The sequence below is a fragment of the Tindallia californiensis genome (genome assembly GCF_900107405.1).
GTDB lineage: Bacteria > Bacillota > Clostridia > Peptostreptococcales > Tindalliaceae > Tindallia > Tindallia californiensis.
The window spans coordinates 117,179-140,927 of the sequence record NZ_FNPV01000003.1 but is presented as its reverse complement, the minus strand read 5'-3'; the positions used below and the strand labels follow the sequence as shown (position 1 = coordinate 140,927).

Genomic DNA, 23,749 nt, shown 5'->3' with positions numbered 1-23,749 from the left:
TGAGGTGAATGAGTTGAAAGCATTATTTGAAAAAGTTTTTGGAAGTTACAGTGAACGGGAACTAAAAAGGATGGACAAACAGGTAAAAGCCATTGAGGCATTGGAAGATACCTATGGTGAATTAACGGATGAAGCTTTACAAAAACAGACATCCCTATTGAAGGAAAAATTAGAGCAGGGAAAAACCTTGGACGATATTCTTCCGGAAGCTTTTGCAACGGTTCGGGAAGCAGCTTTTCGGGTACTGGGAATGAAACATTACCGTGTACAACTTTATGGCGGTATTGTGTTGCATCAGGGTAGGATCGCCGAGATGAAAACAGGAGAAGGAAAGACATTGGTAGCAACACTGCCGGTGTATCTAAACGCTTTGACAGGAAAGGGTGTCCATGTGGTCACCGTCAATGATTACCTGGCAAAACGTGACCGTGAATGGATGGGAAAAATCTATGAGTTTCTAGGCTTAACTACAGGTGTTAATGTCCATGGGTTAAAGCCGGAAGAAAAAAAAGAAATCTATGCGGCGGACATCACTTACGGAACGAATAATGAATTTGGATTTGATTATCTTCGGGACAATATGGTAATCCAAAAGGAAAACATGGTACAGCGAGAACTTAACTATGTGATTGTGGATGAGGTAGACTCCATTCTGATTGATGAAGCCAGAACCCCTTTGATTATTTCTGGTCAAGGCGAAAAATCAACACAAATGTATTCTTTAGTGAATCGATTTGTAAAAACTTTGAAGAATGAAACCCATTATAGCGTTGACGAGAAAGCCAACTCCGTAGCATTAACAGAAGAAGGGGTAGAGCGGGCAGAAAAAGATTTCTCGATTGAAAACCTTTCTGATCCGGAAAATATGGAGCTGTCCCATCATGTTAATCAGGCATTGAAAGCAAATGCGTTAATGAAACGAGATAAAGATTATGTCGTAAAAGATGGCGAAGTCATTATTGTAGACGACTTTACAGGAAGGCTTATGTTCGGTCGTCGTTATAGCGATGGGCTTCATCAGGCGATTGAAGCAAAAGAAGGAATTGATGTTCAAAGAGAATCAAAAACCCTGGCGACGATTACATTTCAGAACTACTTTCGAATGTACGAAAAAATCTCCGGCATGACCGGTACAGCAAAAACAGAAGAAGAAGAGTTTAAGTCTATTTATGGGATGGATGTAGTAGAAATTCCTACCAATAAACCCATTGCAAGAGAAGATCATCCGGATGCTATTTACAAAACCGTCAATGGGAAGTATCAGGCAGTTGCAGAAGAAATAGAGGAAAAGCATCAAAAAGGGCAACCGATTCTAGTAGGAACCATTTCTATTGAACATTCCGAGCTGTTTTCCACGCTCTTAAAGAAAAAAGGCATTTCGCACGAAGTGTTAAATGCGAAACATCATGAGCGGGAAGCTGACATTGTTGCTCAGGCAGGCCGTAAAGGTGCGGTTACGATTGCTACCAATATGGCAGGACGTGGGACCGATATTTTGCTGGGCGGTAATCCGGAGTTTATGGCAAAAAAAGACTTAAAAGCCAAAGGCTTTGATGAAAATATGTTAAGCATGGTGACAGCCTTAACCATTCCGGAAGATGAAGAAGTGCAAGAAGCAGCGAGAGAATACGAAGGATTATATGAAAAATACAAGCAAGAAACAGATATAGAACAGCGGCAAGTCATTGAGGCCGGAGGCCTGCACATTATTGGCACGGAACGGCATGAATCACGTCGGATTGATAATCAGCTGCGTGGTCGTGCCGGACGTCAGGGAGACCCAGGATCCAGCAGGTTTTTTATCTCTCTGGAAGATGATTTAATGCGTCTTTTCGGTGGTGAACGAATGCAGTCTATGGTAGAAAAGCTGGGAATGGAAGAAGATGTTGCCATTGAACATGCCATGCTTTCAAAATCCATTGAAAATGCACAGAAAAAAGTAGAAGGAAGAAACTTTGGCATTCGTAAGCATGTGTTACAGTATGACGATGTGATGAATAAACAGCGTGAAGTTATGTATAATGAACGGCGTAAAGTCCTGGATGGTGAGAGTTTACGAGACCAGGTGATGGCCATGGTAGAAACCATTATTGATACCAGCATTGAACTATATACAGCCAACAGTCAGTACCCGGAGGAGTGGGACCTGGATGCCCTGGAAAAACGGTTGCAGCAGAAATTTGGTTTGAAGGATTTCTTCCCTCAGGAGGATGTGGAAAGCCTTACCAAAGAAAGTTTGAAGGAATCTATTGTTGAGAAATGCAAAACTCATTATGAGGTCAAAGAATCAGAAATTGAAGAAGAACGAATGAGGGAAATTGAACGCATCATTATGCTACGGGTAGTAGATACCAAATGGATGGATCATATTGATGCGATGGATCAGTTAAAGCAAGGGATTTCCCTTCGTGCTATCGGGCAGGTAGATCCAGTGAGAGCCTATCAGACGGAAGGGTTTGATATGTTCCAGGAAATGATCCAAAACATTCAGGAAGATACAGTGAAATACTTATTTCATCTGGAAAAAGACAGTCAGGTAGAGAGAAAAGCGGTAGTGAGAGTGAATCCACCAGTTGGTGCTAACGGAGCTCCTGCCGGCGGTGGTAAACCTCAGCCGGTAAAAAGTGAAAAAACTCCAGGAAGAAACGATCCTTGCTCTTGTGGCAGTGGGAAAAAATATAAAAAATGTTGTGGGGCGTGAAAAGTTGGAAAGTAGAAAGTAGAAAGTAGAAAGAAAAAACAAATCAACCTGTGCCCTATAGGGTATTAACCGCGAAGGCGCAAAGGGCACGAAGAAAAGCCAACGTCAAGCAAAAAGATTATGCACATGATTCGGCTAATTGTTGAAAGATAGCATAGTTGCAGGTCACAGATTGCAAATTGCGGAATAAAGGCACAGGCGGGGAGGGCAGGTCGTTTACTCCGTGACTTTCGGGGAAAATGAGCTCCGTCCCCACTGTGACAAGAAAGGGCTGAAAGACAGATGCTTAATTTAGACAATTATCGTCAGGAAGTGATGGAACTGGAGGAGAAGATTAAAGAAATGGGGACTTCTCTTTGACGTATCTGTATTGGAAAAACAAATAGAAGAACTGGAACTTAAAATGAGTGAACCAGGGTTTTGGGATGATCAGGAACGCGCTCAGGAAATGTTGAAAAAGAGCAAGCAGCTAAAAGACAAGGTGGAAGAATACCATTCTCTGGAAAGTCAGCATGAAGAACTAACAACCATGATGTATTTTTTAGAAGAAGGAGAAAGTGAGTTCGAGAAGGAATTTACGAAAGGCTTGGAAAAAGTAAAAGAGAAATTAGAAATGATGGAGCTACGCACTTTGTTGAATGAAGAATATGATCATCTGAACTGTGTGGTGGCGATTCATGCAGGAACAGGCGGATTGGATGCTCAGGACTGGGCTGAAATGCTCTACCGGATGTATACCAGATGGTCAGAATCTAAGGGATTTGGACTGGAGATATTTGATCAGCAATCAGATCCGGAAGGCGGGATAAAAAGTGTTGCCTTTCTTGTCAAAGGTGAAAATGCGTACGGATATCTGAAAGCTGAAAAAGGAGTTCATCGCCTGGTGAGAATATCTCCCTTCGATTCTTCCGGAAAGCGACACACCTCCTTTGCTTCTGTGGATATAACGCCGGAAATTGATGATACGGTGGAAGTGGAGATAAAGTCTACGGACCTTCGTATTGACACCTATCGTTCCAGTGGTGCTGGTGGGCAACATGTCAACAAAACAGATTCGGCTGTGAGGATTACTCATTTACCAACGGGCCTGGTGGTACAGTGTCAAAACCAGCGTTCTCAGCATAGCAACCGAGAGGCGGCAATGAAAGTCTTAAAAGGAAAGCTGTTGGAGTTGAAAAGAGAAGAAAATAAAGAAAGAATTGACGAACTGCAGGGAGAGTATAACCAGATTGCCTGGGGGAGCCAGATTCGTTCCTATGTTTTCCATCCATATAATATGGTGAAAGACCATCGAACCAACGTAGAAGTAGGGAATGTTCAAGGTGTCATGGATGGAGATTTGGATCGTTTTATTTATGGATACTTGCAGCAAAAGGCGGTTGGCAAGTAATTGAAAAACAGCTGTTGAGAAGTAGTTGAAAAGCAACTAAAAGTTCAAAAGGTGAAAAGCCAAAAAGGGTGCTGATGACTAGAAAGTCATCAGCACCCTTTTTACGATAATCACATCATAATATCCATCAGCATCCCTCTAATATCATCCAGCCGTTTCATTACAGAAATACGATCTGCTTCCTGGTTGATAAATTCTTTGGTCAGATGATCCAATTCCCGATCCACATTTTTAACAATGGCATACACCCGGTGCCGTCCACGCCGATCCAAAAAGTTTTGTTTCGAAAACTGATGGGAATTCTTGGTAGCTACATCAAGAAATTCACGAACCAGTTTTTTATAATGTAGGACATCATCTAAATAGAGCCTTTCAGAAATTTTATCAGCTTGTTTGCTAATTTTTCCATAAAGACCCTGAAGATGATCTCTTACCTCATCAGATTTTACACGACTTAGCTTATCCATAAAATTCGCCTGATCAGGTTTGAGTACCTGAGGCGCTGATTCTTGTTTTTGTGCCGGCTCTGGCGACAAGATACCTTCTACTCTATTTAACATGATTATCACTCCAACATCAGAAAAATGACATACAACAATAACATACGATGAGACTACTTTTCACTATAACTATCGGCATTTATAAAGATTTCTTAAATCATATCATAGAATTCAAAAAAGCAACATCCCTCTTTCGATGATTATCCATAAGCGACGGATTTTAGGAGTGGGTCATGGGAGAAAAAAAGGGTATTAACAAAATAAGAAAGCCACCCTTTGACCATCAGTCGTGTTCTGATAAAGGGAGCAAAAAGGGGAGAGCTTTTATATAATGGGGAGGGTGTGATGGGATGAAATCAATTAAAATGAAAATGGTCTGTATACTAACGGTGGTGATTTTACTTTTCAGTGTTACCTTATCTTTTATCTCTATTAATACGGCTAGTAACGCTGTATTGGGAGAAGCGGTTCAAGGGCTTCAGACCCAGGCTCAGGAGGCGGCTGTCATTGCCGAAGTAAGTATCGATGGACAATTTGTGTTTCTGGAAGGATTAGGAAAAATTCAGCGCTTAAGTGATCCTTTAGCAGACTTAGATGAAAAAATGACTATTTTATTAGCAGAGGCAGAAGAGAGTCCCTTTATTCGAATAGGGGTAGCGGACCTTAATGGCAATCTTTATTTATCGGATAGCTATGGAATCGGTGGAAATATTGTCGATATTTCTGAAAGAGAATATTATCATGAATCCTTGGAAGGAAAAAGAGCTATGATGCCACCAGCCGTTAGTGTAAACCCAGATGATGAAGGCGGTGTGGTGATGGTATATTCGGTACCGCTGTATCATCGAAATCGTATCGTAGGAGCCATTGTCGCTGTTGGAGACGGAAATTTTTTAAGTTATATCGTAGATGGTATCGGATATGGTGAAGCGGGCTATGGCTATGTGATAGATGAAAACGGGACTGTAATTGCTCACCATAACCGGGAAATGGTCATCGATCAGTTTAATCCTATTCGTTCAGCAGAGGAAGACGAATCCTTAAGACCTGTAGCGCAGTTGTTTGAAACCATATTGGCAGAACGACAGGGCCATGGACAATATTTTTTTAATCAGATTGATGTTCATGCAGGCTTTGAAGAAATACCCGGTACAGACTGGATCATAGCAACCGTCGCAGAAGAAAATGAAATCTTACAAGGAGTCTCCAGACTTCGAAACACCTTGATGATAACCATGATCGTGATGATAGCCATAGGGGTTGTTGTGTCAATTTTGGTTGGAAATTCTTTCTCGAATCCGATCATAGAAATCCAAAAGGTAGTTGACCGCTTGGCTAAATACGATTTAAGTATTGAGAAAGACAGCAAAATGCAACGATACCAGAAACAAAAAGATGAAATAGGACAAATGACAGCATCCTTGGCGGTAATGCAGGAAAATCTCACAAAGCTGGTAAAAGAGATAGCAGGTCAGGCTGATAATGTGGCCGCATCTTCGGAAGAACTGACTTCTACCAGCTTAGAAGCATCGACAGCAGCAGCGGAAGTGGCGAAGACGATTGAAGAAATTGCGGAAGGTGCTTCAGATCAGGCAAAAGAAACTGAAAAAGGTGCTGAACATGTCAAGACTCTTGGCATCACGATGGAAAAAAATCAGGAATATATGAAACAGCTCAATGAGTCGGCGGACCTTGTAGATCACTATAAATCTGAAGGATTGGAAAAAATGAATCATCTGATTGGTAAATCCGGTGAAACAAAAAAAGGAATTAAAGAAATACACGCTGTCATGAACGAGACACAGGAAAGCACCTCGCAAATTGAGCAAGCCAGCGTAATGATAAAAAGCATTGCGGAGCAAACAAATCTTCTGGCACTTAATGCAGCCATTGAAGCCGCCAGAGCAGGAGAAGCCGGCAAAGGATTTGCTGTTGTAGCCGATGAAATACGAAAGCTGGCAGAGCAGTCCAATCATTTTACGGATGAAATTGCAAAAGTTATTTCTAACCTTACAGAAAAGGTAGAAAAAGCGGCATCTAATGTACAAACCGTAGGATCGGTAATCGAAGAGCAAAATACCAGCGTTGAAGATACGACAGAGAAATTTCATGGCATTGCCGAAGCGATTGAGAGCATGCAAAATATTTTAAGGAGTCTCAATGAATCAGGTCAGGAGATGGAAGAAAAGAAAAATGAAATCATTTCAATGATCGAAAACCTGGCAGCCATATCAGAAGAAAATGCGGCTGGCACTCAACAAGCTTCCGCTTCCGTAGAAGAACAAACAGCGGCTATGGATGAAATAGCAAATACCAGTGAAGATCTGGCAAAACTGGCTCAGGAACTTCAAGAAGCGAGTGCTCAATTCACCTTTTAGGAAGAATATCCACAGGATAAGAAAGCGTAAAGATAAACAAAAAGGGAAGCGGCGGAAAAATCCGTCGCTTTTCTGATGAATGCTTACTTTCATAACGGTTCTAAAGGTTTTTGGCTTTGTAGTCGATAATATAGCAGAGAGAAAAGATTGGAAGGAGTAGTAAGCGATGATCTCATCCTTTTTTGATAAAATATCGGTTCCGGTAAAAAGCTTAACCTATGAAAAACCTCAGACACCACAGACCATTACAGGTGAACTAATGAAAAAAAATGGTCGGGAAGTGCAAGTGAGGATTTCAGACAGCCGCATCGTAAAAGCCATGCTTCGGCAGGAAATACAGGAAAAACCTGGAGAGATGGTTAGTATTGATCGGAAGAATATTGAAGAAATGGAAGTCAAAAAGGCAGCAAATAAACAAATGGCTGAAACAGAAGGTCAAAAAGGCAAAGAAGAAACGGACAAAGTCCTTGAAAGATTTCAAATCAAAGCAAATCAAGAATCAAGAGAAGCCTTGGAGACGTTACAAAATCATGGGGTGGAAATAACCCGTGGAAATATCATGACCTTTATGACATCGAAACAATTGCTAAGTAAGGTGATGGAAGATTTTAACCCCCAGAAGGCATTAGCGTTAATAGAAAAGAACATCGATTTAGATCGCTCTTCATTGCAGGAATTAGCTCAGCTTCTTAAAGAAACGCCGGAGAAAGCGGAAAATTTTTCTTTTTTAAAGTGGTTAGGATTAAAAAAAGAAATGACCACAGAAGAAGCAGAGAAAGTTGCTCGCAAGCTTTATGGTAGCAAAATGGGAAAAGACGTTACAGATACGATCAAGGCGTTAGATCGTATGGGGATGAATGTGACAAAAAGCAGGATTGATTCAGTGCAGCAAATAATGGATAAAGTATATGCCCTTAGAGAGCTTCGGGAAGAGATTTTGCTGGAACCTTTGAAAGGGAAAATGGAACCAACGCTGGATACCTTATACAAGTTAAACAAAGGCTTGGCGACAGGTGGATTGCCGAAAGCATCGGAAGAGGGAGAGAAGCAAATGACATCCTATCATCGGCAACATCCTTCTTCCTTAGCGGTAACATCCGCATCAACCCTTTCGGCAGCTGATTTGGAACGAATGGAGGAAGACATCGCCCGTCAGCTTCGTGCAGAAGGATTGGAAGTAAATGAAGAGCGGATGGTTACGGCGAAATCCTTTCTAAAGAATAATGTTCCGGTGACGGCAGAAAATATTCAGCGAATGGAAGCACTAAAGGAAGCGGTTAAAACGGTAACAGACAAATTGGATCCGGAGAAAGTAGCAGCTATGCAAAAGGCGGGCATTAATGCTGAAAAAACCGATGTCACCGAAATTGCCAGATGGTTGCAGGAATATGAAAACCGATCTGATGAAAAGAATGGTGAAACCTCAAGAAGTACGGATAGCGAATCTCGCACTGGTGAAGAACCCCTTCAGAAAATGAACGGAAAGGAAAAGGAAGCAATCTTAAAAAAGCTGGAGCAACAGATGGAAAAGTTGGGAAAGCTGGATGAAAAGCAACTTTTGAAGCTGGTAAGACAGGGTGGGGATTTAAAGTTAAGCCATTTGGCACCAATAGCGGAGAAAGTAACCATCACCAATTTAAGCCAAGCAGATCAGCAAGTGCTGAAAATGGCGGAGCTTCTCGGCAGACTCAACGACTTCAGTTTGGAAGCGGCCGCTCATCATCAGCGCCAACAGGCGCCGATGACGTTGGAAAGCCTGGTGCAGAGTCAACAATTGGTTGCTGACCATCCGGAGAAGGCTCTGCCACCGGAAAGCCGAACACCGGAGGGAGCAGAAAAAGCTCAACAAGTGATGGAGACTTACCTGGTACAACGAGGGGCCAGTGCTCATGCACTTCAACAGCATACAGACTTTGAAGCGGCAAGAGCCCTTAGTTTGCAGCAGTTGCCTCTGACGGAAGAACGGATCGCCCAGCTTTATGAATTAAGAGGTGCGGTGGAAAATATGCAGCAAAATATGACGGTGGAAGATGTTCAGAAGCTGCAGCGAATGGATTCATTTGCTCTGGATCAGGTTACCCTGAATCAGGCAGTTTCCGCAGAATATGGTGGGAAAATGACGGCAAGTCTGGGGCAGCTAATGGAGCGGATGGAAGTGGTGAATACCTTGCAGCAAATTCAGCCGGAAACCCTAGCCTTTCATGAAAAGCAAAACCTGCCCATGACGGCAGTGGCTCTGGAATTGACCCAGCAGTGGATAAAGGGAGAAATAACCGAAGCAACCTATCGGAAAGAAATGAATGAAATGCTCGCTGACATGAAACCGGCCACAGAAAAAACAACCGAATTAGCTGGTCAAAAGGGAAATGAAGGCCAGCAGATAAACCAGTCATCGGAGAAACTGCCTGACAAGCTGCCAGAAGGGATCACTAAGCCCCGGGAAGTGCCGGCGGGAATGGATACCCTTATCAGCCGGCACCTGCAGGAGATGATGCCGCACCTAGGAAGAGAAAGCGAAGAAATGATCTTGGCAAAACAGGCAGCCAGAGCCTTAATGGTGAATGAAATGCCTTTGAGTCGGGAAAACCTTCAACAGATGATGCAGATCCTCAAACAACAGGAAATTATCCAGACCAACAGCTCGCAAGTGGTGAGAGAAGCACCGGAAGATATCGACCGGCAGACAAGCATCAGTCAACTGAGCCAGATGATCCGGCAGATGGGAGAAGTATCAGAAAAATCGGAAGCCAGGTCAGTTATGATACCCGGAGAAACTGACCCCGGAACAAGCCGAAACCATGAATTACAGCCGAGGAACATAACGCCAGAGCAAATGGAGCGGCTTAACCAGAATATGACGGTTCTGAAAGCTCTGGCATCGGATGAAAGCCGACAGGACAGCGTATTGTCCCTTATGGTTAAAAACGCAATGCCGGTTAATTTAGAAGAAGTGAGACAGACCGGTTTGTTTTTACAGAACAAAAACCAGATAGGTCAGTTATTGGGAGAATTGACAGAAAGATTGCTTCAATACTCAGATAAGCCGGAGCATCCGGTAAGGCAAGCGGCTTTACAACTCCAGGAGCTAATGCAGCAGGCAGGTGACTCACTCAGGAAAGGACAGCCGCCAGCACCGGATTTATATCGACAGATAGGGAATGTACTGCAGGGAGCGGAACAAGAAATGGCATCAATGAGTTCTGGTGATCGAGAAAGCTTCGGCAGATCAGCCGAGCAGCTAATGAATGCCCTGCAACTGCAAAGTCAACTAAATAGGGAAGATGCGGTATACCAGTTGCCCTTTATGATGAATGGCGAAGCCAAAAACTTACAAATGTTTTTTATGAATGATCAAAAAGGGAAAAAAATTGATCCGAAGGATATGTCCGTACTGTTTAACTTTGAAACTTCTCACTTAGGAAACTTGAATATATTTGTTGGCGTTAAATACAAAAAGATTGTCATGAAAATGGGTGTGGAAAAAGAAGAAGATCGTCAGTGGATGGAAAGTTTCTCTGAAAAACTACATGAAACCATGGAAGAATTGGGTTATGAAATAAAAGATTTTTCTTTTCGTGTCGAGGAAGAACAGCACACCTTATCCTTGGCTGATGAAGTGCAGAAATTTCGTGGGTTGAGAAGTAGTCTTCTGGATTTACAAATCTAGAGAACAACTGACCTCACGGTGACGCTATGAGGGGGTATAGCCTTGGACGAAAAAACAAAAAGAAAGCGTGCGGTAGCCCTGGGTTATGACCTTCAAAAGGACTTTGCTCCTAAAGTCATGGCAAGGGGACAAGGGCTTGTTGCTGACAATATGATACAAAAGGCTCAGGAAAATGATGTGGTCGTCTACGAAGATGAGAGGCTGGTGAAAGAATTGCTTCAGTTTGAAATTGGGACAGAGATACCGGAGGAGTTATACGAAATTGTAGCTCAGGTACTGGTATTTGTAGAATCTGTGGATCAAGAAAAAGGGAAATTCAGTGACTTGAAAAAATGAGAAACAAATAAAAACAGGTTCAAAGGAGAAGAGTCAAAAGTCATGAATCGCAAAGGACGCGAAGAGTGCGAAGAAAAGCCTAAAGTATCATTGGAAATATGACGATAACACAGGTGAACGTCCTAAGAGCAATCGGGACGGCATAAAAGAAAGAATCGGCAACAGGCCAGGGAGGGCATTGTGCCGCCGTCAATACCATGGAGGGTTCAGACAATAAAAAATAAGAGAGTGGAGGGAATCACCCATGAGAATTAATCATAACATCCCGGCATTAAATGCCCATCGAATTTTAAGTCGAAACAACAATTCAGCATCTGAAACAATGGAAAGACTGTCTTCTGGACGCAGAATTAATCGTGCAAAAGACGACGCGGCTGGTATGGCCATTAGTGAAAAAATGAAAACCCAGATTCGTGGTCTTCGAAAAGCCAGCCAGAATACTTTAGACGGTATTTCGCTGATCCAGACGGCGGAAGGAGCTATGAACGAAGTGCATTCCATGTTGCAACGAATGCGCGAGCTTGCGGTGCAATCAGCCAATGGAACCACCACAGATGATGACCGAGAAGCCATTCAATCAGAAATAGACCAGTTAACTTCAGAAGTAAACCGTATTGCTAACGGTACAGAATTTAATACTCGAAACCTGCTGAGAGGAAATGAAGGTCCAAATTCCAATACAACCGTACACCGTATGAGTACGGGAGAAGCAGCAACGATTGTGTCACCTCATCAAATAAAAGGTGATGCGGATTTATCCAGCGAAGACATGACCATTACCATTGATGGAGAAGAACGAGTGATACGTCTTGCCAGTATCGATGGAAGTAGTTCGGAAGAAGAACAAAAAGACAAAATGGTAGAAGTTATTAATGATGCCATTGGAGACTTAGGAAATGCTATTTTGACTAGTAGTGGCAATATAGAAATTAGAAGCACCTCGGTAGGTGGTAATAGCAATATAGAGATTGAAGGGACAAAACTGGCCCTGCATGGTTTTGGGTTGATGAGTGAAGAAGATTATAATGATAGTGATCTAAAAGCACAGCCAATCACAGCTCGTGGTAAAGCGGAAGTAGATACCGGATATGCAGAAGGAAGTATTCTGTTTGATGAGATACCGGAAGCTGGATCAACTCTAACCATTGGTGGCACAAAAATTGAGTTTTTTGACAGTTCCGTAGAGCCTTATACAGGTTCATACCGACCAATTGATATCAGCGATGGAGATGGTAACCCAAGAGATTTGGAAGAGATTATTGATATTATTACAGGCATGGATTTTGCAGGAATTGATAGTATTGAAAGAGATCGAATCAGTACACCGGTTAATTTTGAGGTGATAACACCAAGTGATAATACAGCTGGTAGTGAAGTAGAAGGAGTTTACTCCTTCGAACTACTAAGCCAGCCGGTAGCAGGGGAAACCATTACTATTGGAGGCGTGGAATTTACTTTTACCAATGATGATTCCGGAGTGGAAATTGGTGCTGATCTAGACGCTACAATAGCAAATTTAGAAACGGCTATTGGTGACGAAGGAACATTCACTGCAACTGATATAGGAAACCCCATTACTATAACCGAAACTACCGCTTCAGGGACAGACATTACCGTTGAAAGCACAGTAGGGACCTATGTTGATCGTATTGTGTTTACGGCTACAGAAGAAGGATTTGCTGGGCAATCTATATTCCTGGAAGGCACTCCGAAGGAGTTTGTCGCTAACTTACAAATTGGACCAAATCAGGGACAGGGATTCCGTCTTTCCGTTGGAGATATTCGAGCGGTACAGCTTAATATCAGTTCTGAAACACCGGATGGAAATACCGGAGTCAGAGGTGCTTCCTATCGACAGGTAAAAGGGGTTACGGATGGACTTTCTGAAGGCATGGTTGAGCATTCTCTTAACGTTTCGGATGAAGAAAGCGCTACCGCTGCCATCACCGTGTACAATAACGCTATCATTCAAGTAGCTCAGCTTCGTGGGGAACTGGGAGCTATCCAGAATCGATTGGAATATACCTCTGCCAACTTAGATAATACGATGGAAAATATGACAGCGGCTCTTTCGAGAATAGAAGACGCGGATATGGCTCTGGAAATGAGCGAATACACGAAAATGAACGTGATGATGCAGGCAGGAACCTCCATGCTTGCTCAGGCAAACCAGCAACCGCAAATGGTACTGCAGTTGTTACAAGGATAGGGATAGAAGCAGTTGGAAAAGCAGCCTGCACCCTATAGGGTGTTAAAAGTTAAAAGTTAAGAGATTAGAGTTAAAAAGCAGGTTATAGAAAAGCAGGTTATAGGAGATAAGGGAACAGGTTAGAGGTAAAAGATAAGGAAAAGATCAGGTAACGGAAAAGCAGGGTATAAGTTAAAAGGGAACAGGTTAGAGGTAAAAGATAAGGGAAAGGCGCATGGGGGCTCCGTCTCCACTGAGCCAGATGTTAGGGGGTAGGCTATGACAGAGCAAGAAGTATTAGCGGAAAAGGTTGAAAATGCAAGTCCGGTTCAGTTAGTAGTAATGATGTTGGAAGGATTGGATGGAGCCTTTGATCGAGGCATCAATGCGATAGAAACGAAAGAAGAAGAAGCGCTTGAAAGAGCGGTTGATAAAGCCAGAGCTATTTTAACCGAATTGCTAGCAACTTTATGGGGAGATTCGGAAGTGGCTATTTCTTCTCGGCAAGTATATATTTACCTCAATAAATTGGTAACCGATGCTGGAAACCGGAGCATCAAAGAACCATTAGAAGAAGCAAAAAAAGTCTTAGAGCCTATATTAGAAGGATGGCAGCATTTAGAGAAAAACCCATCACTTACCGAAGAAACTTTCAGTCAAAAAGGACCATCTATTGTTGCTGGAATGACTTATGGAAAAGGAACCCTTAATGAAAGTCTTATGGATGGCGATGATCGATTAGGGAAAGGCTAGAAAAGCAGGGTATAGGTTACAGGGTAAAGTGGATAGTTAATAGATAAGAGTTAAAAGGAGTGGCCGCGGCTACTCCTTTTATAGTTACAAATCATAGATAGGTTTTTACTGAAGGATGTAGCATCTGATGATAGAGTAGATGAGTGGTGGAATGGTAACATCCTTTACTTTTTTTGGAGAAGTTACTTATGCTGTCATAAGGATTAATTAAAAAGGCCCGTAGTCAATAAGAACAGCTATTGAAACTAGGAAGATGCCTATAACTGTCCAAATAAGAAAAAGAGGAAGCATCCATTTAGCCCACTTTTCCCAACTGATTCCAGCAATAGCCAGTGCTGCCATAAAATATCCAGAGGTAGGCGAAATTACATTTGTAAAACCATCTCCAAACTGAAAAGCAAGTACGGCTGTCTGTCGAGTTATTCCTACAACATCAGCCATAGGAGCCATGATAGGCATAGATACTGCTGCTTGTCCACTACCTGATGGGACAAAAATATTTATCAGCGTTTGGACGAAAAACATACCAACTCCGCTAAGGACGGTAGGCAAGCCTTCTACTAAGTTAGCTAAAGTATATATAGTAGTATCTAGAATATTACCATTTTCCATGACAACCATTATTGTTGTAGCAAGACCAATGATGAGTGCTCCATACACTAAGCTTTGGGCACCCTTAATGAACTCTTCAGCAATTTGATTAGGTTTATGTCCACCGACAAGACCTGCTGTAATACCAATGATGAGAAATAGAGCTGTTAACTCATTGATGTAAAAACCCCATAAGCCTACTCCGAGTGCAAGAAAAGCAATGCCAATAATCAGTACTGTGAAAACAGCTTTATGACGTGCTGTCATTTCCTTCAAATCATTAAGGTCTAACTTATGTTGTCGCTTTAAGTCTTCTTCATAAGTGGGACTACTGGTGGGATCTTTTTGTACTTTGGAAGCGTGACGATAAACATAGATTATAGAGACTCCGAGAATTAAAACATAGGCAATTAAGCGAAATGTAAATCCTGAAAACAAGGGAAGTCCTGAGATACCCTGAGCAATGCCTATCGTAAAAGGATTAGCGAAGGCTCCGGCGAAACCTGCTCCGGCTCCAAGTAGAATCATTGCTGTTCCAGTGATTGAATCAAAACCAAGTGCTAAAGCCAGAGCTATGACAATAGGATAAAAAGGAAGTACTTCTTCGGCAACTCCTAACATAGAACCTGCTAAAGAAAATACAAACATGATAATGGGTATGATTAATTTTTCTTTTCCTGCCATAGATTTAACTACTGTTCCGATTCCTGCATCAATGGTTCCGGTGGATTGGATAATTCCAAAAGACCCACCGATCATTAATACAAAGAAAATAATAAGACCAGCTTGAACCATACCCTGGGGAATTGATTCAAATAATCCAAAGGGTGTAACAGGTGTTTGTTCTACATATTCAAAGCTATCAACGACAACCACTATTCTGCCTGTTTCGGGGTCTTCTACGCGTTGGAACTCTCCAGCAGGAACAATATAGGTCATAATAACAGCAATGACAATAACCATAAACAACAGTACATATGTGTGAGGTATCTTGATTTTATTCATAAAAACCCTCCTATTCGATCGTTGATGGTATAAGATGATGAAAAAAGCTTACAGACAAAATTTTTCTATGAGACTATAATATATTTGGGTAGCCTGCCAAATTTGATCGATGGAACAAAACTCATTATTAGAGTGAGCTTGAGTAATATCCCCTGGTCCTAAAACGATAACAGAAGTATCGAGATTGTTACTTAGCTGAGCTCCATCGCTCCAGCCGGGGAAAGCTACAGGTTCAGATTCAACTTTGGTGATGTTTTCAGCAATGCGAAGAGTTTCTATAACAAAAGGATCGTCTGGTGATATGCTATGGGGCATATTGTAAAGGGCGGCTGTTGCTTCATCCATTCTTTTGATTAAAAAACTTCCGCCACTAATTTTAGAGATCGCCTTAGTGGCGATTTGTTCGATTTCTTCGTAAAGCTCTAAAATACTTTCACTAGGGAGCCATCTTCTATCAATTTGAAGGACACAATGATCTGGAACGATATTCGGATCATTTCCTCCTTTTAAGACTCCTGGATTTATAGTGGCGGAGCCCAGCAATGGATAGGTTTTATTTTTTAGCTTTGGTTCTAGTTCATTTCGAAGTAAGGTAAGAAATTCATTAGCGAGATAAATAGCATTAACTCCATTATGTGGTGTACTTCCGTGTGTAGCGAGACCCTGGAAAGCAATTTCAATCCATTCCATTCCTTTATGAGCAATTGCAGTTTTAAGATTAGTGGGTTCTCCAATAACAGCAAGTGTAGGTGTTATAGCTTTAGTTCGAACAATTCTTTCTGTTCCTTTACAGCATTGCTCCTCATCAATAACTCCAGCAAAAACGACTCCTTCTTTTAAGGGTATTCCCTTTCTTTTTATGGCAATGATGGCGCTAATCATTGCAGCGAGAGCACCTTTCATATCTACTGAACCACGCCCGTAAAGTCTTCCGTTTTTTATAAATGGTTTGAAAGGGTCATACTCCATATTAAAGCCTGGTACGGTATCGATATGTCCATTAAACATGAAATAATGATCACTATTACTACCTGGAAGAAACCCGTAAATGTTTGGTCTGTGGGGCTCTATTTCTTCTAACTCTGTCATGATTTTTTCAGCTTGAAATACATCTTTGATAAAGTGAGCGATGTTAAACTCCTGTCCTTGATTTTCTTTATGACTTTGGATACTAATTAGTTTTTCTGCTAAGGAAATGACCTCGCTTTTGTTAATCCATTGATCCATCACTATGCACCTCCTAATAACGTTTCGATAGGTTTAAGAATGTCAACGCGTTAGACATTAAAATATCACAATGTAATATCATTGTGACCTTAATCAGCATTATATACTATAGGTTGATAAATATCAACCTATTATTTGCGGAATTGATGATTTATTCTAAATAATTCAATTGAACTACAAACATAGGTTTTTACCAATAGATAAAAGCAAGAATGCTTTCGGCGAGAGAAGTTAGTTTGTATTTGTTCACAGAATAGTAAATTTCTTTCCCGCTTTTTCTAGATACCAAAACACCCGCTCGTTTCATGATTTGTAAATGATGCGAGATAGTAGGTCTAGAAATTTTACAGTTACTAGAGATTTCATTGACATTTAACTCCTTATTTCCCAAAAGGAATAAAATTTCTACTCTTGTTTCATCGGATAAGGCTTTCATAACCTCAGTGTCGATTGTATTTTCGTTAATTCCTGACATATAAACACTCCAGTATATGTATATTCTAGTAAGGTCCAAGTTGAACCGTAATAGACAATATAATTAGTAAAACACCGATGATTGTCCAATATAAAAATAAAGGCAGAACCCATTTTGCCCATTTTTTCCAACTGATTCTTCCGATAGCAAGGGCTGCCATGAAATAGCCGGAAGTAGGGCTTATAATGTTAGAAAATCCATCTCCGAACTGATATGCAAGCACCACTGTTTGACGTGAGAGTGAGGTTAAATCCCCTATAGGTTTCATGATCGGAATAACGGCTGCAGCTTGCCCGCTTCCTGATGGAATAAAAAGGTTGATAAAGCTTTGAACAACAAACATTCCTATGCCTACTCCAATCTTTCCAAAGCCTTCAATGCTAGAAGCGAGATGAAAAATTAAAGAGTCTAAAATATAGCCGTTTTTCATAATCACTGTAATGCTTCTTGCAAGACCGATAATGAGAGCGCCATACATGATATTTGAAGATCCTTTTATAAATTCAGTAGCTATTACTGACGAATCTAGTTTGGCAACAATTCCTGACAAAATTCCCATAACAATAAAAAGTGCAGCCATTTTTGTGGTATTAAACTCGCCAAAAGTAACAATATAGATTAAAAAAAGTACCGAAAGGAAAATAATAGTAAGTACTCTCTTATGCGTATTTTCTAAGGAAGGAATCCTATTAAAATCAAGCTTCTGATTTCTTAACTGATCTTCTGCATAAGTTATGCTGGCAGTAGGATTCGTTTCTATTTTCTTAACGTACCTGAGGACGTAGCATATAGAGGGTATCAAAAGTAGAAGATACGTTAAAAAACGAAAGTGATACCCAGAAAACAGAGGTAAATCAGCAAGTATTTGGGCAACTCCAGTAGTGAATGGATTCAAGATGCCTGCAGCAAAACCTGCACCTGTTCCTAAAAGTACCATAGCCACACCTGTGAAAGAATCATATCCTAGCGTTAGAGCAATAGTAATAAATAAAGGATAAAATGGCAAAGCTTCTTCTGCCGTTCCTAAAAAAGTGCCACAGAGAGAAAAAATAATCATGATAAAAACAATTAAACGCTTTCCTTTTTTTTGATTTAGATTAGCTACGTGAGCAATAAATACGGTGAGAGTACCAGTTTTATTAATAATGCTATAGGCACCACCAACAATAAAAACAAAGAAAATAATATCAGCAGCATCTAGCATGCCTTCAAGAATACCTTCAAACATGCCGAAAGGTGATACGGGTTTCTGTTCAGTTACTTTATATGAATGTTCAAGAACATAGGTGATTCCTGTGTTTTCATCGGTACTACGCTCAAAGCTACCAGCAGGTACAAAATAGGTTAGTATGGTGACGAAAATAATGATATAAAAGAAAAGCACGTAAGAATGAGGAAACTTGATTCTTTTCATTGGAGAACCTCCCTGCAACATTAAACAGTGGTGAAGATCAAAGAATAAAAGATTTTGTCAATGTTTTTGTTGAAGCGCTTTCGTAAGGGATACGTTGAATTTTGAATGGTACATATAATTATATCTTACTTGTTTGAAATGTCAAAAGGGATCATAGGACTAAGCTTAGATTCAGACTTGATATGTAGCTTAATAGCTACTTATGATATACTAATAAGTAAAAATACTTGCCAAAGAAAGGAATAGAACATCCCTCTAGATGGCGAAACAAAGGAGTTTTTCGATGGATTTAATCAAACAACTTTCTGGTGAATTTAATCTTAAAAGTACTCAGGTTTCTCAAATTTTGGCATTATTGGAGGAAGGCAACACGATTCCTTTTATTGCCAGATATCGAAAAGAAATGACTGGTGGACTTAGTGATGAAATCTTGCGGGATTTCCATGAGAGGCTTACTTATCTTCAGAACTTAGAACAACGACGGGAAGAGGTACATCGGTTGATTACCGGTTTGGAAGAAATGACACCAGCGCTAGAAGAAAAACTGGCAAAGGCAAAGTCTTTACAGGATATTGAAGATATCTACAGACCTTATCGACCTAAAAGGAGAACCAGAGCTACTGTTGCCCGAGAAAAAGGTCTGGAGCCTTTAGCTGAGTGGCTGGTTTCAGAAAGAATCCCTACTACTCCTCCATTGAGGGAAGCGGAGAATCATCTGAATCCGGAAAAGGAAATCAACACAGCAGAAGAAGCGCTTCGGGGTGCTATGGATATTGTAGCGGAAGAGTTATCGGACGATGGGGATCTTCGGAAAAAGTTAAGGCGATTGTTATGGGAGAAGGCGGATTTTATTACAAAAGCTAAAGATCCAGAGGCGGAAACTGTTTATGAAATGTATTATGATTATACAGAGCCGGTTAAAAAAATTCCGGATCATCGGATTTTGGCGGCTAATCGGGGAGAAAAAGAAGAGGCACTTAAAATCCAACTGGCCGCACCAGAGCTAGAAATGGTGGCTCAGTTGGAAAAAACCTTATGCTGCTCTGAAAAAGACCCTCGAAATGAAACCTATCAAGAAATTGCAGCAGATACCTGGAAAAGGTTGTTACAACCATCGCTGGAGCGAGAATTACGAGCTGAACTGACGGAACGGGCAGAAGCGGCGGCAATTCAGTTGTTTGGAAAAAATATGAGCGGCCTTTTAATGCAGCCGCCTGTAGCTGGACAACGGGTACTAGGTATTGATCCGGCCTATCGGACTGGCTGCAAACTGGCGGTAGTAGATGAGACTGGAAAATTACTGGATACAGCCACTATTTTTCCGGTACCGCCACAAAATGAATTTGTTAAATCAGCCGAGGTCATCAAAGAATTTGTGAAAAAACATGATGTAAGCGTGATAGCGATAGGAAACGGTACCGGATCCCGGGAAACAGAGCAGTTTGTTGCTTCTCTTATACCGGATTTTTCTCATGAAGTAGCCTATGTTATCGTCAGTGAAGCAGGCGCTTCTGTATATTCGGCCTCTAAACTGGCAACCAAAGAGTTTCCGGAACTGGACGTTTCATTACGTGGAGCGGTTTCTATTGCCCGGAGGCTTCAGGATCCTCTGGCAGAGCTGGTAAAAATAGAACCGAAGGCCATAGGCGTCGGCCAGTATCAGCATGATGTCAATCAAAAACAACTTGGTGAAAGATTATCCGGAGTGGTGGAAGACTGCGTAAACCGGGTAGGCGTAGATGTTAATACAGCATCACCTTCCTTGTTGCAATATGTAGCAGGGATCAGTAAAGCGGTGGCGGAAAATATGGTCATCTATCGAAATGAAATTGGTTCTTTTCAAGAACGAAAGCAGCTCTTAAAGGTTTCTCGGTTGGGACCCGCTGCTTATCAGCAATGTGCTGGTTTTATGAGAATAAGAGGAGGGAAAAACCCTCTTGAAAAAACAGGCGTGCATCCGGAATCCTATGAAGCGGCAAAAAAACTGTTGGAAAAAACCGGACTATCGGTACAGGATCTTACAGCGGAGGGGCAACGGGTTTTGGAAGAAAAACTGTCGGGGCTTCACTTGGAAAGACTGGCGGAAGAATTGGAAATTGGCATTCCGACATTGGAAGATATGGTAAAGGAACTAAAAAAGCCAGGACGAGATCCTAGGGAAGAATTACCTAAACCAGTTTTCAGAACTGATGTGATGAAGATGGAAGATTTAGAGCCTGAAATGGAGCTGACGGGAACGGTTCGCAACGTTATCGACTTTGGTGCCTTTGTGGATATAGGAGTAAAGCAAGATGGGCTGGTTCATATTTCTCAGCTTCGCAATGGATTTGTAAAGCATCCGCTGGATGTGGTGGCTGTCGGTGATGTAGTACGGGTGAAAGTATTGGAGGTAGACGTAAAAAAACAACGCATCGGTTTAACGATGAAGGGAGTTCCTCAGGAATAAACCTTGTCAATTGTTTTGCGATAACGTATAATAAATTTATAATCTTCAGGGCAGGGTGAAACTCCCGACCGGCGGTATAGTCCGCGAGTCGATCACTTAGATCGATTGATCCGGTGTGATTCCGGAGCCGACAGTATAGTCTGGATGCGAGAAGATGGTATGGATAGATTGTTCAAACCTGGCGCCTGAAGAAATTTGGGCGTCTTTTTTATCCTTTGATTGTCAGTTCTTGTACTCTTTAGAGTACTTGAAGGTAATGATCAGCCATCAACTACCAATTATCTTTACGGGGGTTCTTATGGAAAAAACCATTGAAATTGTAGGAAGCAGTAAAAGAAGATCAAAAAATAAAATGACAACCAGGCATCTCACTAGAATAGCCGTTTTAGCGGTTATTGCGTATATTCTAATGTTTCTGGAATTTGGGCTTCCCATTTTTCCTGGGTTTTTAATGTTGGATTTTAGTGATCTGCCAGCCTTGATAGGTGCTTTTGCCATGGGACCTATGGCGGGGGTAATGATCCAATTTGTGAAAGCTTTACTTCACTTTATCACAAAAAGCTGGTCTGGAGGCGTAGGAGAATTAGCGAATTTTATTATCGGCGTATTTTATGTGGTGCCGGCAGCCTTGATTTATCATTACAAAAAGGATCGGAAACATGCCGTTATAGGAGTGGCGGTAGGAACACTGATTATGGCTGTCTTAGGAGCGGTTGCTAACTATTTTGTGTTAATACCAATGTATTCACAGTTTATGCCCATTGATGCGATTATTGAGATGGGAAATGTTGCTAATAGCCGTATTGTAGACGTACGAAGCTTGGTGATTTATGGGGTGACGCCTTTTAATATTTTTAAGGGAACTATGATTGCTGTGTTCACCTTACTGTTATATAAAAAAATATCACCACTGCTGAAAATGTAAATTCAGGAAACGGAAGATGAATAGAAAACAGGACAGATGCCTGTGCTTGATGAAGGGAAGAAGTCATACAGATGATATGCGTGAAAGTGAATAACCAACGAGAAACAGAAGCCTTAGCTGAAAAGCTGGCAAGCAACCTTGAACCGGGAGATATTATCGGCCTTAGGGGCGATTTAGGTGCAGGAAAGACTACGTTTACAAAAGCCTTAGGGGCTGCTCTTGGAGTAAAGGAAGATATTACGAGTCCCACCTTTACCCTGTTACAGGAGTATGAGGGCAATGTGCCCGTCTATCATTTTGATGTCTATCGAATGAATGACCCTCAGGAATTCAATGATCTGGGAGCAGAAGAATACTTTGATGGAGATGGCATTTCTGTGGTGGAGTGGGCGGATATGGTGGAAGCTTATTTGCCGGATAAGCGGTTGCAAATTGAGATAAGATGGCTGGACAGCGACCAACGAAAGATTTGCTTTATCCCATTAGGTGATTTTAATGAACTTAAGCTGAAAGGGCTGGTAGCATCATGAAATGTTTGGCAATGGAAAGTAGCTCGATGGTTGCAGCCGTAGCATTAATGGAAAAAAACCGGCTGGTAGGAGAAATACGTACACATTATAAGAAAACTCACTCAGAAAGGCTTTTACCCATGATGGATCAGCTGTTAACCTCCTGCGAATCAACCCTTCGGGAGGTTGATTTTTTTGCGGCGAATATAGGGCCGGGATCTTTTACAGGTATCCGGATTGGAACAGGAACAGTGAAAGGCCTTGCTCATGCCTTACAAAAGCCGGTGGTTGCTGTCAATAGTTTGGAAGCGCTTGCAGCACAAAATGCTCATTATGCTGGTTGGTGTATTCCGATGATTGATGCTCAGAAAAATCTGGTTTACACAGCGGCTTACGAGTTTCAAAACGGTGAGTGGGTGACCCATCAGCCGCCAGATGTTTTTCATCTTTTAGAGTGGATGGAAATACTTAAAAAAAGGAATCACTCTTTTTTATTTTCTGGCGATGCTGTGGAAATTCATGGACAACGAATAAAATCCTGTCTGGGACAACAGGCAGCATTCGCTGACTCTTTGCATAACTCGCCATCGGCTGCTTCGGTAGCCTTGTGTGCGATGAAGAAAGCGGAGAAAAATCAATTTATTTCGTCGGCAGAAATGAGGCCTCTGTATTTAAGAACATCTCAGGCAGAACGGGCTTGGAAACAGAAACAGGAAGAGCTGAAAGGAATACAGGGATGAATTCTCATGAAATAGTGGTAAGGCAACTGGAAATAGAAGATATACCGGGGATCATTGAGATAGAAAAAGCGTGTTTTCCTACGCCTTGGACCCATCACGCTTTTCGGGCAGAAATGAGAAACAAACTGGCCGTGTATCAAGTGGTAGAAACAGAAGGGAAAATTGCTGCTTATGGGGGTATGTGGCTTATTATGGAAGAAGCTCATATTACGAACGTGGCCGTACACCCTTCCTTTCGGAGGCGAGGCTTGGGACGAAAAGTGATGGAAGCGCTTGTGGCAGAAGCGAAAAAAAAGTTTTCTCAAAGAATGACATTGGAAGTTCGAAAAAGCAACACCATAGCCTTAGAGCTGTACAAAAGCATGGATTTTGTTATTTCTGGCATCAGACCTGGCTATTATCATGATAATGGAGAAGACGCCATCATTATGTGGAAAGAGTTAACAATAGCAGACTTTTTATTATAATAGTCGTATTGGAGTGTAAGAGAGAAGTTGAGGTGCA

At 41.6% G+C, this 23,749-nt stretch carries 17 protein-coding genes and 1 riboswitch; of the genes, 12 read left to right on the top strand and 5 right to left on the bottom strand.

What is annotated here, in order from left to right; all coding sequences use genetic code 11:
• The first annotated feature begins 13 nt into the window (after positions 1–13).
• Both secA and prfB read left to right on the top strand, forming a co-directional pair.
• A complete protein-coding gene (gene secA, locus BLV55_RS04700) occupies positions 14–2,701 on the top strand; it encodes a preprotein translocase subunit SecA (RefSeq protein ID WP_093311742.1) in 2,688 nt (895 codons plus the stop codon).
• A gap of 282 nt (positions 2,702–2,983) precedes the next feature.
• A protein-coding gene (gene prfB / locus BLV55_RS04695) for a peptide chain release factor 2 (protein WP_207646022.1) occupies positions 2,984–4,091 on the top strand; the annotation gives its coding sequence in 2 pieces (ribosomal slippage) (positions 2,984–3,058 and positions 3,060–4,091; 1,107 coding nt in all).
• 110 nt (positions 4,092–4,201) lie between these two features.
• On the opposite strand, the gene BLV55_RS04690 is transcribed toward prfB, so the two are convergent.
• On the bottom strand, positions 4,202–4,651 hold the full coding sequence (locus BLV55_RS04690; protein ID WP_093311739.1) for a YaaR family protein: 450 nt from the start codon (positions 4,649–4,651) through the stop codon (positions 4,202–4,204).
• Between the two features lie 290 nt (positions 4,652–4,941).
• On the opposite strand from BLV55_RS04690, the gene BLV55_RS04685 reads away from it, so the two are divergent.
• The 5 genes from BLV55_RS04685 (at position 4,942) to BLV55_RS04660 (ending at position 13,913) form a co-directional block, all read left to right on the top strand.
• Positions 4,942–6,969 (top strand): methyl-accepting chemotaxis protein, encoded by a 2,028-nt coding sequence (locus BLV55_RS04685; protein WP_093311737.1) that lies wholly within the window; start codon positions 4,942–4,944, stop codon positions 6,967–6,969.
• A 166-nt stretch (positions 6,970–7,135) separates the two neighbouring features.
• Complete coding sequence (locus BLV55_RS04680) at positions 7,136–10,636, top strand: DUF6240 domain-containing protein (protein ID WP_093311735.1); 3,501 nt, start codon at positions 7,136–7,138, stop codon at positions 10,634–10,636.
• A 42-nt stretch (positions 10,637–10,678) separates the two neighbouring features.
• A complete protein-coding gene (locus BLV55_RS04675; protein WP_093311733.1) occupies positions 10,679–10,972 on the top strand; it encodes an EscU/YscU/HrcU family type III secretion system export apparatus switch protein in 294 nt (97 codons plus the stop codon).
• A gap of 244 nt (positions 10,973–11,216) precedes the next feature.
• The gene (locus BLV55_RS14840) at positions 11,217–13,181 is read left to right on the top strand and encodes a flagellin N-terminal helical domain-containing protein (protein WP_278279997.1); all 1,965 of its coding nucleotides are present in this window, start codon (positions 11,217–11,219) and stop codon (positions 13,179–13,181) included.
• Positions 13,182–13,439: 258 nt separating this feature from the next.
• Positions 13,440–13,913 carry a flagellar export chaperone FliS gene (locus tag BLV55_RS04660; protein WP_093311730.1) on the top strand — a complete coding sequence of 158 codons (474 nt, stop codon included), beginning with the start codon at positions 13,440–13,442 and terminating at the stop codon, positions 13,911–13,913.
• 207 nt (positions 13,914–14,120) lie between these two features.
• On the opposite strand, the gene BLV55_RS04655 is transcribed toward BLV55_RS04660, so the two are convergent.
• From BLV55_RS04655 to BLV55_RS04640, 4 genes are all read right to left on the bottom strand, one after another.
• On the bottom strand, positions 14,121–15,509 hold the full coding sequence (locus tag BLV55_RS04655; RefSeq protein WP_093311728.1) for a YfcC family protein: 1,389 nt from the start codon (positions 15,507–15,509) through the stop codon (positions 14,121–14,123).
• 48 nt (positions 15,510–15,557) lie between these two features.
• Entirely contained in the window at positions 15,558–16,736 is a 1,179-nt protein-coding gene (locus tag BLV55_RS04650) for a M20 family metallopeptidase (protein WP_093311727.1), read from the bottom strand.
• A gap of 190 nt (positions 16,737–16,926) precedes the next feature.
• Positions 16,927–17,211, bottom strand: a complete 285-nt coding sequence (locus tag BLV55_RS04645; protein ID WP_093311725.1) for an ArsR/SmtB family transcription factor — start codon at positions 17,209–17,211, stop codon at positions 16,927–16,929.
• A gap of 25 nt (positions 17,212–17,236) precedes the next feature.
• The gene (locus tag BLV55_RS04640; RefSeq protein WP_093311722.1) at positions 17,237–18,625 is read right to left on the bottom strand and encodes a YfcC family protein; all 1,389 of its coding nucleotides are present in this window, start codon (positions 18,623–18,625) and stop codon (positions 17,237–17,239) included.
• A gap of 283 nt (positions 18,626–18,908) precedes the next feature.
• Between BLV55_RS04640 and BLV55_RS04635 the strand changes: the two genes are divergently transcribed.
• The 5 genes from BLV55_RS04635 to rimI all read left to right on the top strand — a co-directional run bounded on the left by BLV55_RS04635 (position 18,909) and on the right by rimI (position 23,712).
• Positions 18,909–21,071 carry a Tex family protein gene (locus BLV55_RS04635; protein WP_093311721.1) on the top strand — a complete coding sequence of 721 codons (2,163 nt, stop codon included), beginning with the start codon at positions 18,909–18,911 and terminating at the stop codon, positions 21,069–21,071.
• Positions 21,072–21,108: 37 nt separating this feature from the next.
• Positions 21,109–21,231, top strand: a riboswitch (FMN riboswitch).
• Complete coding sequence (locus BLV55_RS04630; RefSeq protein WP_242870034.1) at positions 21,226–21,996, top strand: ECF transporter S component; 771 nt, start codon at positions 21,226–21,228, stop codon at positions 21,994–21,996. It overlaps the preceding riboswitch by 6 nt.
• 71 nt (positions 21,997–22,067) lie before the next feature.
• The gene (gene tsaE, locus BLV55_RS04625) at positions 22,068–22,526 is read left to right on the top strand and encodes a tRNA (adenosine(37)-N6)-threonylcarbamoyltransferase complex ATPase subunit type 1 TsaE (protein ID WP_093311719.1); all 459 of its coding nucleotides are present in this window, start codon (positions 22,068–22,070) and stop codon (positions 22,524–22,526) included.
• Entirely contained in the window at positions 22,523–23,245 is a 723-nt protein-coding gene (gene tsaB / locus BLV55_RS04620; protein WP_093311718.1) for a tRNA (adenosine(37)-N6)-threonylcarbamoyltransferase complex dimerization subunit type 1 TsaB, read from the top strand. Before tsaE ends, tsaB begins: the two co-directional genes overlap by 4 nt.
• A complete protein-coding gene (gene rimI / locus BLV55_RS04615; protein ID WP_093311715.1) occupies positions 23,242–23,712 on the top strand; it encodes a ribosomal protein S18-alanine N-acetyltransferase in 471 nt (156 codons plus the stop codon). The genes tsaB and rimI overlap by 4 nt, the downstream gene beginning before the upstream one ends.
• Positions 23,713–23,749: the final 37 nt, after the last annotated feature.

What these genes read in the sequence shown, in the direction of transcription:
- BLV55_RS04690 (WP_093311739.1), bottom strand. Translation starts at nt 4,651, where the DNA reads ATGTTAAATAGAGTAGAAGGTATCTTGTCGCCAGAGCCGGCACAAAAA.
- BLV55_RS04685 (WP_093311737.1), top strand. Translation starts at nt 4,942, where the DNA reads ATGAAATCAATTAAAATGAAAATGGTCTGTATACTAACGGTGGTGATT.
- BLV55_RS04680 (WP_093311735.1), top strand. Translation starts at nt 7,136, where the DNA reads ATGATCTCATCCTTTTTTGATAAAATATCGGTTCCGGTAAAAAGCTTA.
- BLV55_RS14840 (WP_278279997.1), top strand. Translation starts at nt 11,217, where the DNA reads ATGAGAATTAATCATAACATCCCGGCATTAAATGCCCATCGAATTTTA.
- BLV55_RS04660 (WP_093311730.1), top strand. Translation starts at nt 13,440, where the DNA reads ATGACAGAGCAAGAAGTATTAGCGGAAAAGGTTGAAAATGCAAGTCCG.
- BLV55_RS04655 (WP_093311728.1), bottom strand. Translation starts at nt 15,509, where the DNA reads ATGAATAAAATCAAGATACCTCACACATATGTACTGTTGTTTATGGTT.
- BLV55_RS04650 (WP_093311727.1), bottom strand. Translation starts at nt 16,736, where the DNA reads ATGGATCAATGGATTAACAAAAGCGAGGTCATTTCCTTAGCAGAAAAA.
- BLV55_RS04645 (WP_093311725.1), bottom strand. Translation starts at nt 17,211, where the DNA reads ATGTCAGGAATTAACGAAAATACAATCGACACTGAGGTTATGAAAGCC.
- BLV55_RS04640 (WP_093311722.1), bottom strand. Translation starts at nt 18,625, where the DNA reads ATGAAAAGAATCAAGTTTCCTCATTCTTACGTGCTTTTCTTTTATATC.
- BLV55_RS04635 (WP_093311721.1), top strand. Translation starts at nt 18,909, where the DNA reads ATGGATTTAATCAAACAACTTTCTGGTGAATTTAATCTTAAAAGTACT.
- BLV55_RS04630 (WP_242870034.1), top strand. Translation starts at nt 21,226, where the DNA reads ATGGTATGGATAGATTGTTCAAACCTGGCGCCTGAAGAAATTTGGGCG.
- tsaE (WP_093311719.1), top strand. Translation starts at nt 22,068, where the DNA reads ATGATATGCGTGAAAGTGAATAACCAACGAGAAACAGAAGCCTTAGCT.
- tsaB (WP_093311718.1), top strand. Translation starts at nt 22,523, where the DNA reads ATGAAATGTTTGGCAATGGAAAGTAGCTCGATGGTTGCAGCCGTAGCA.
- rimI (WP_093311715.1), top strand. Translation starts at nt 23,242, where the DNA reads ATGAATTCTCATGAAATAGTGGTAAGGCAACTGGAAATAGAAGATATA.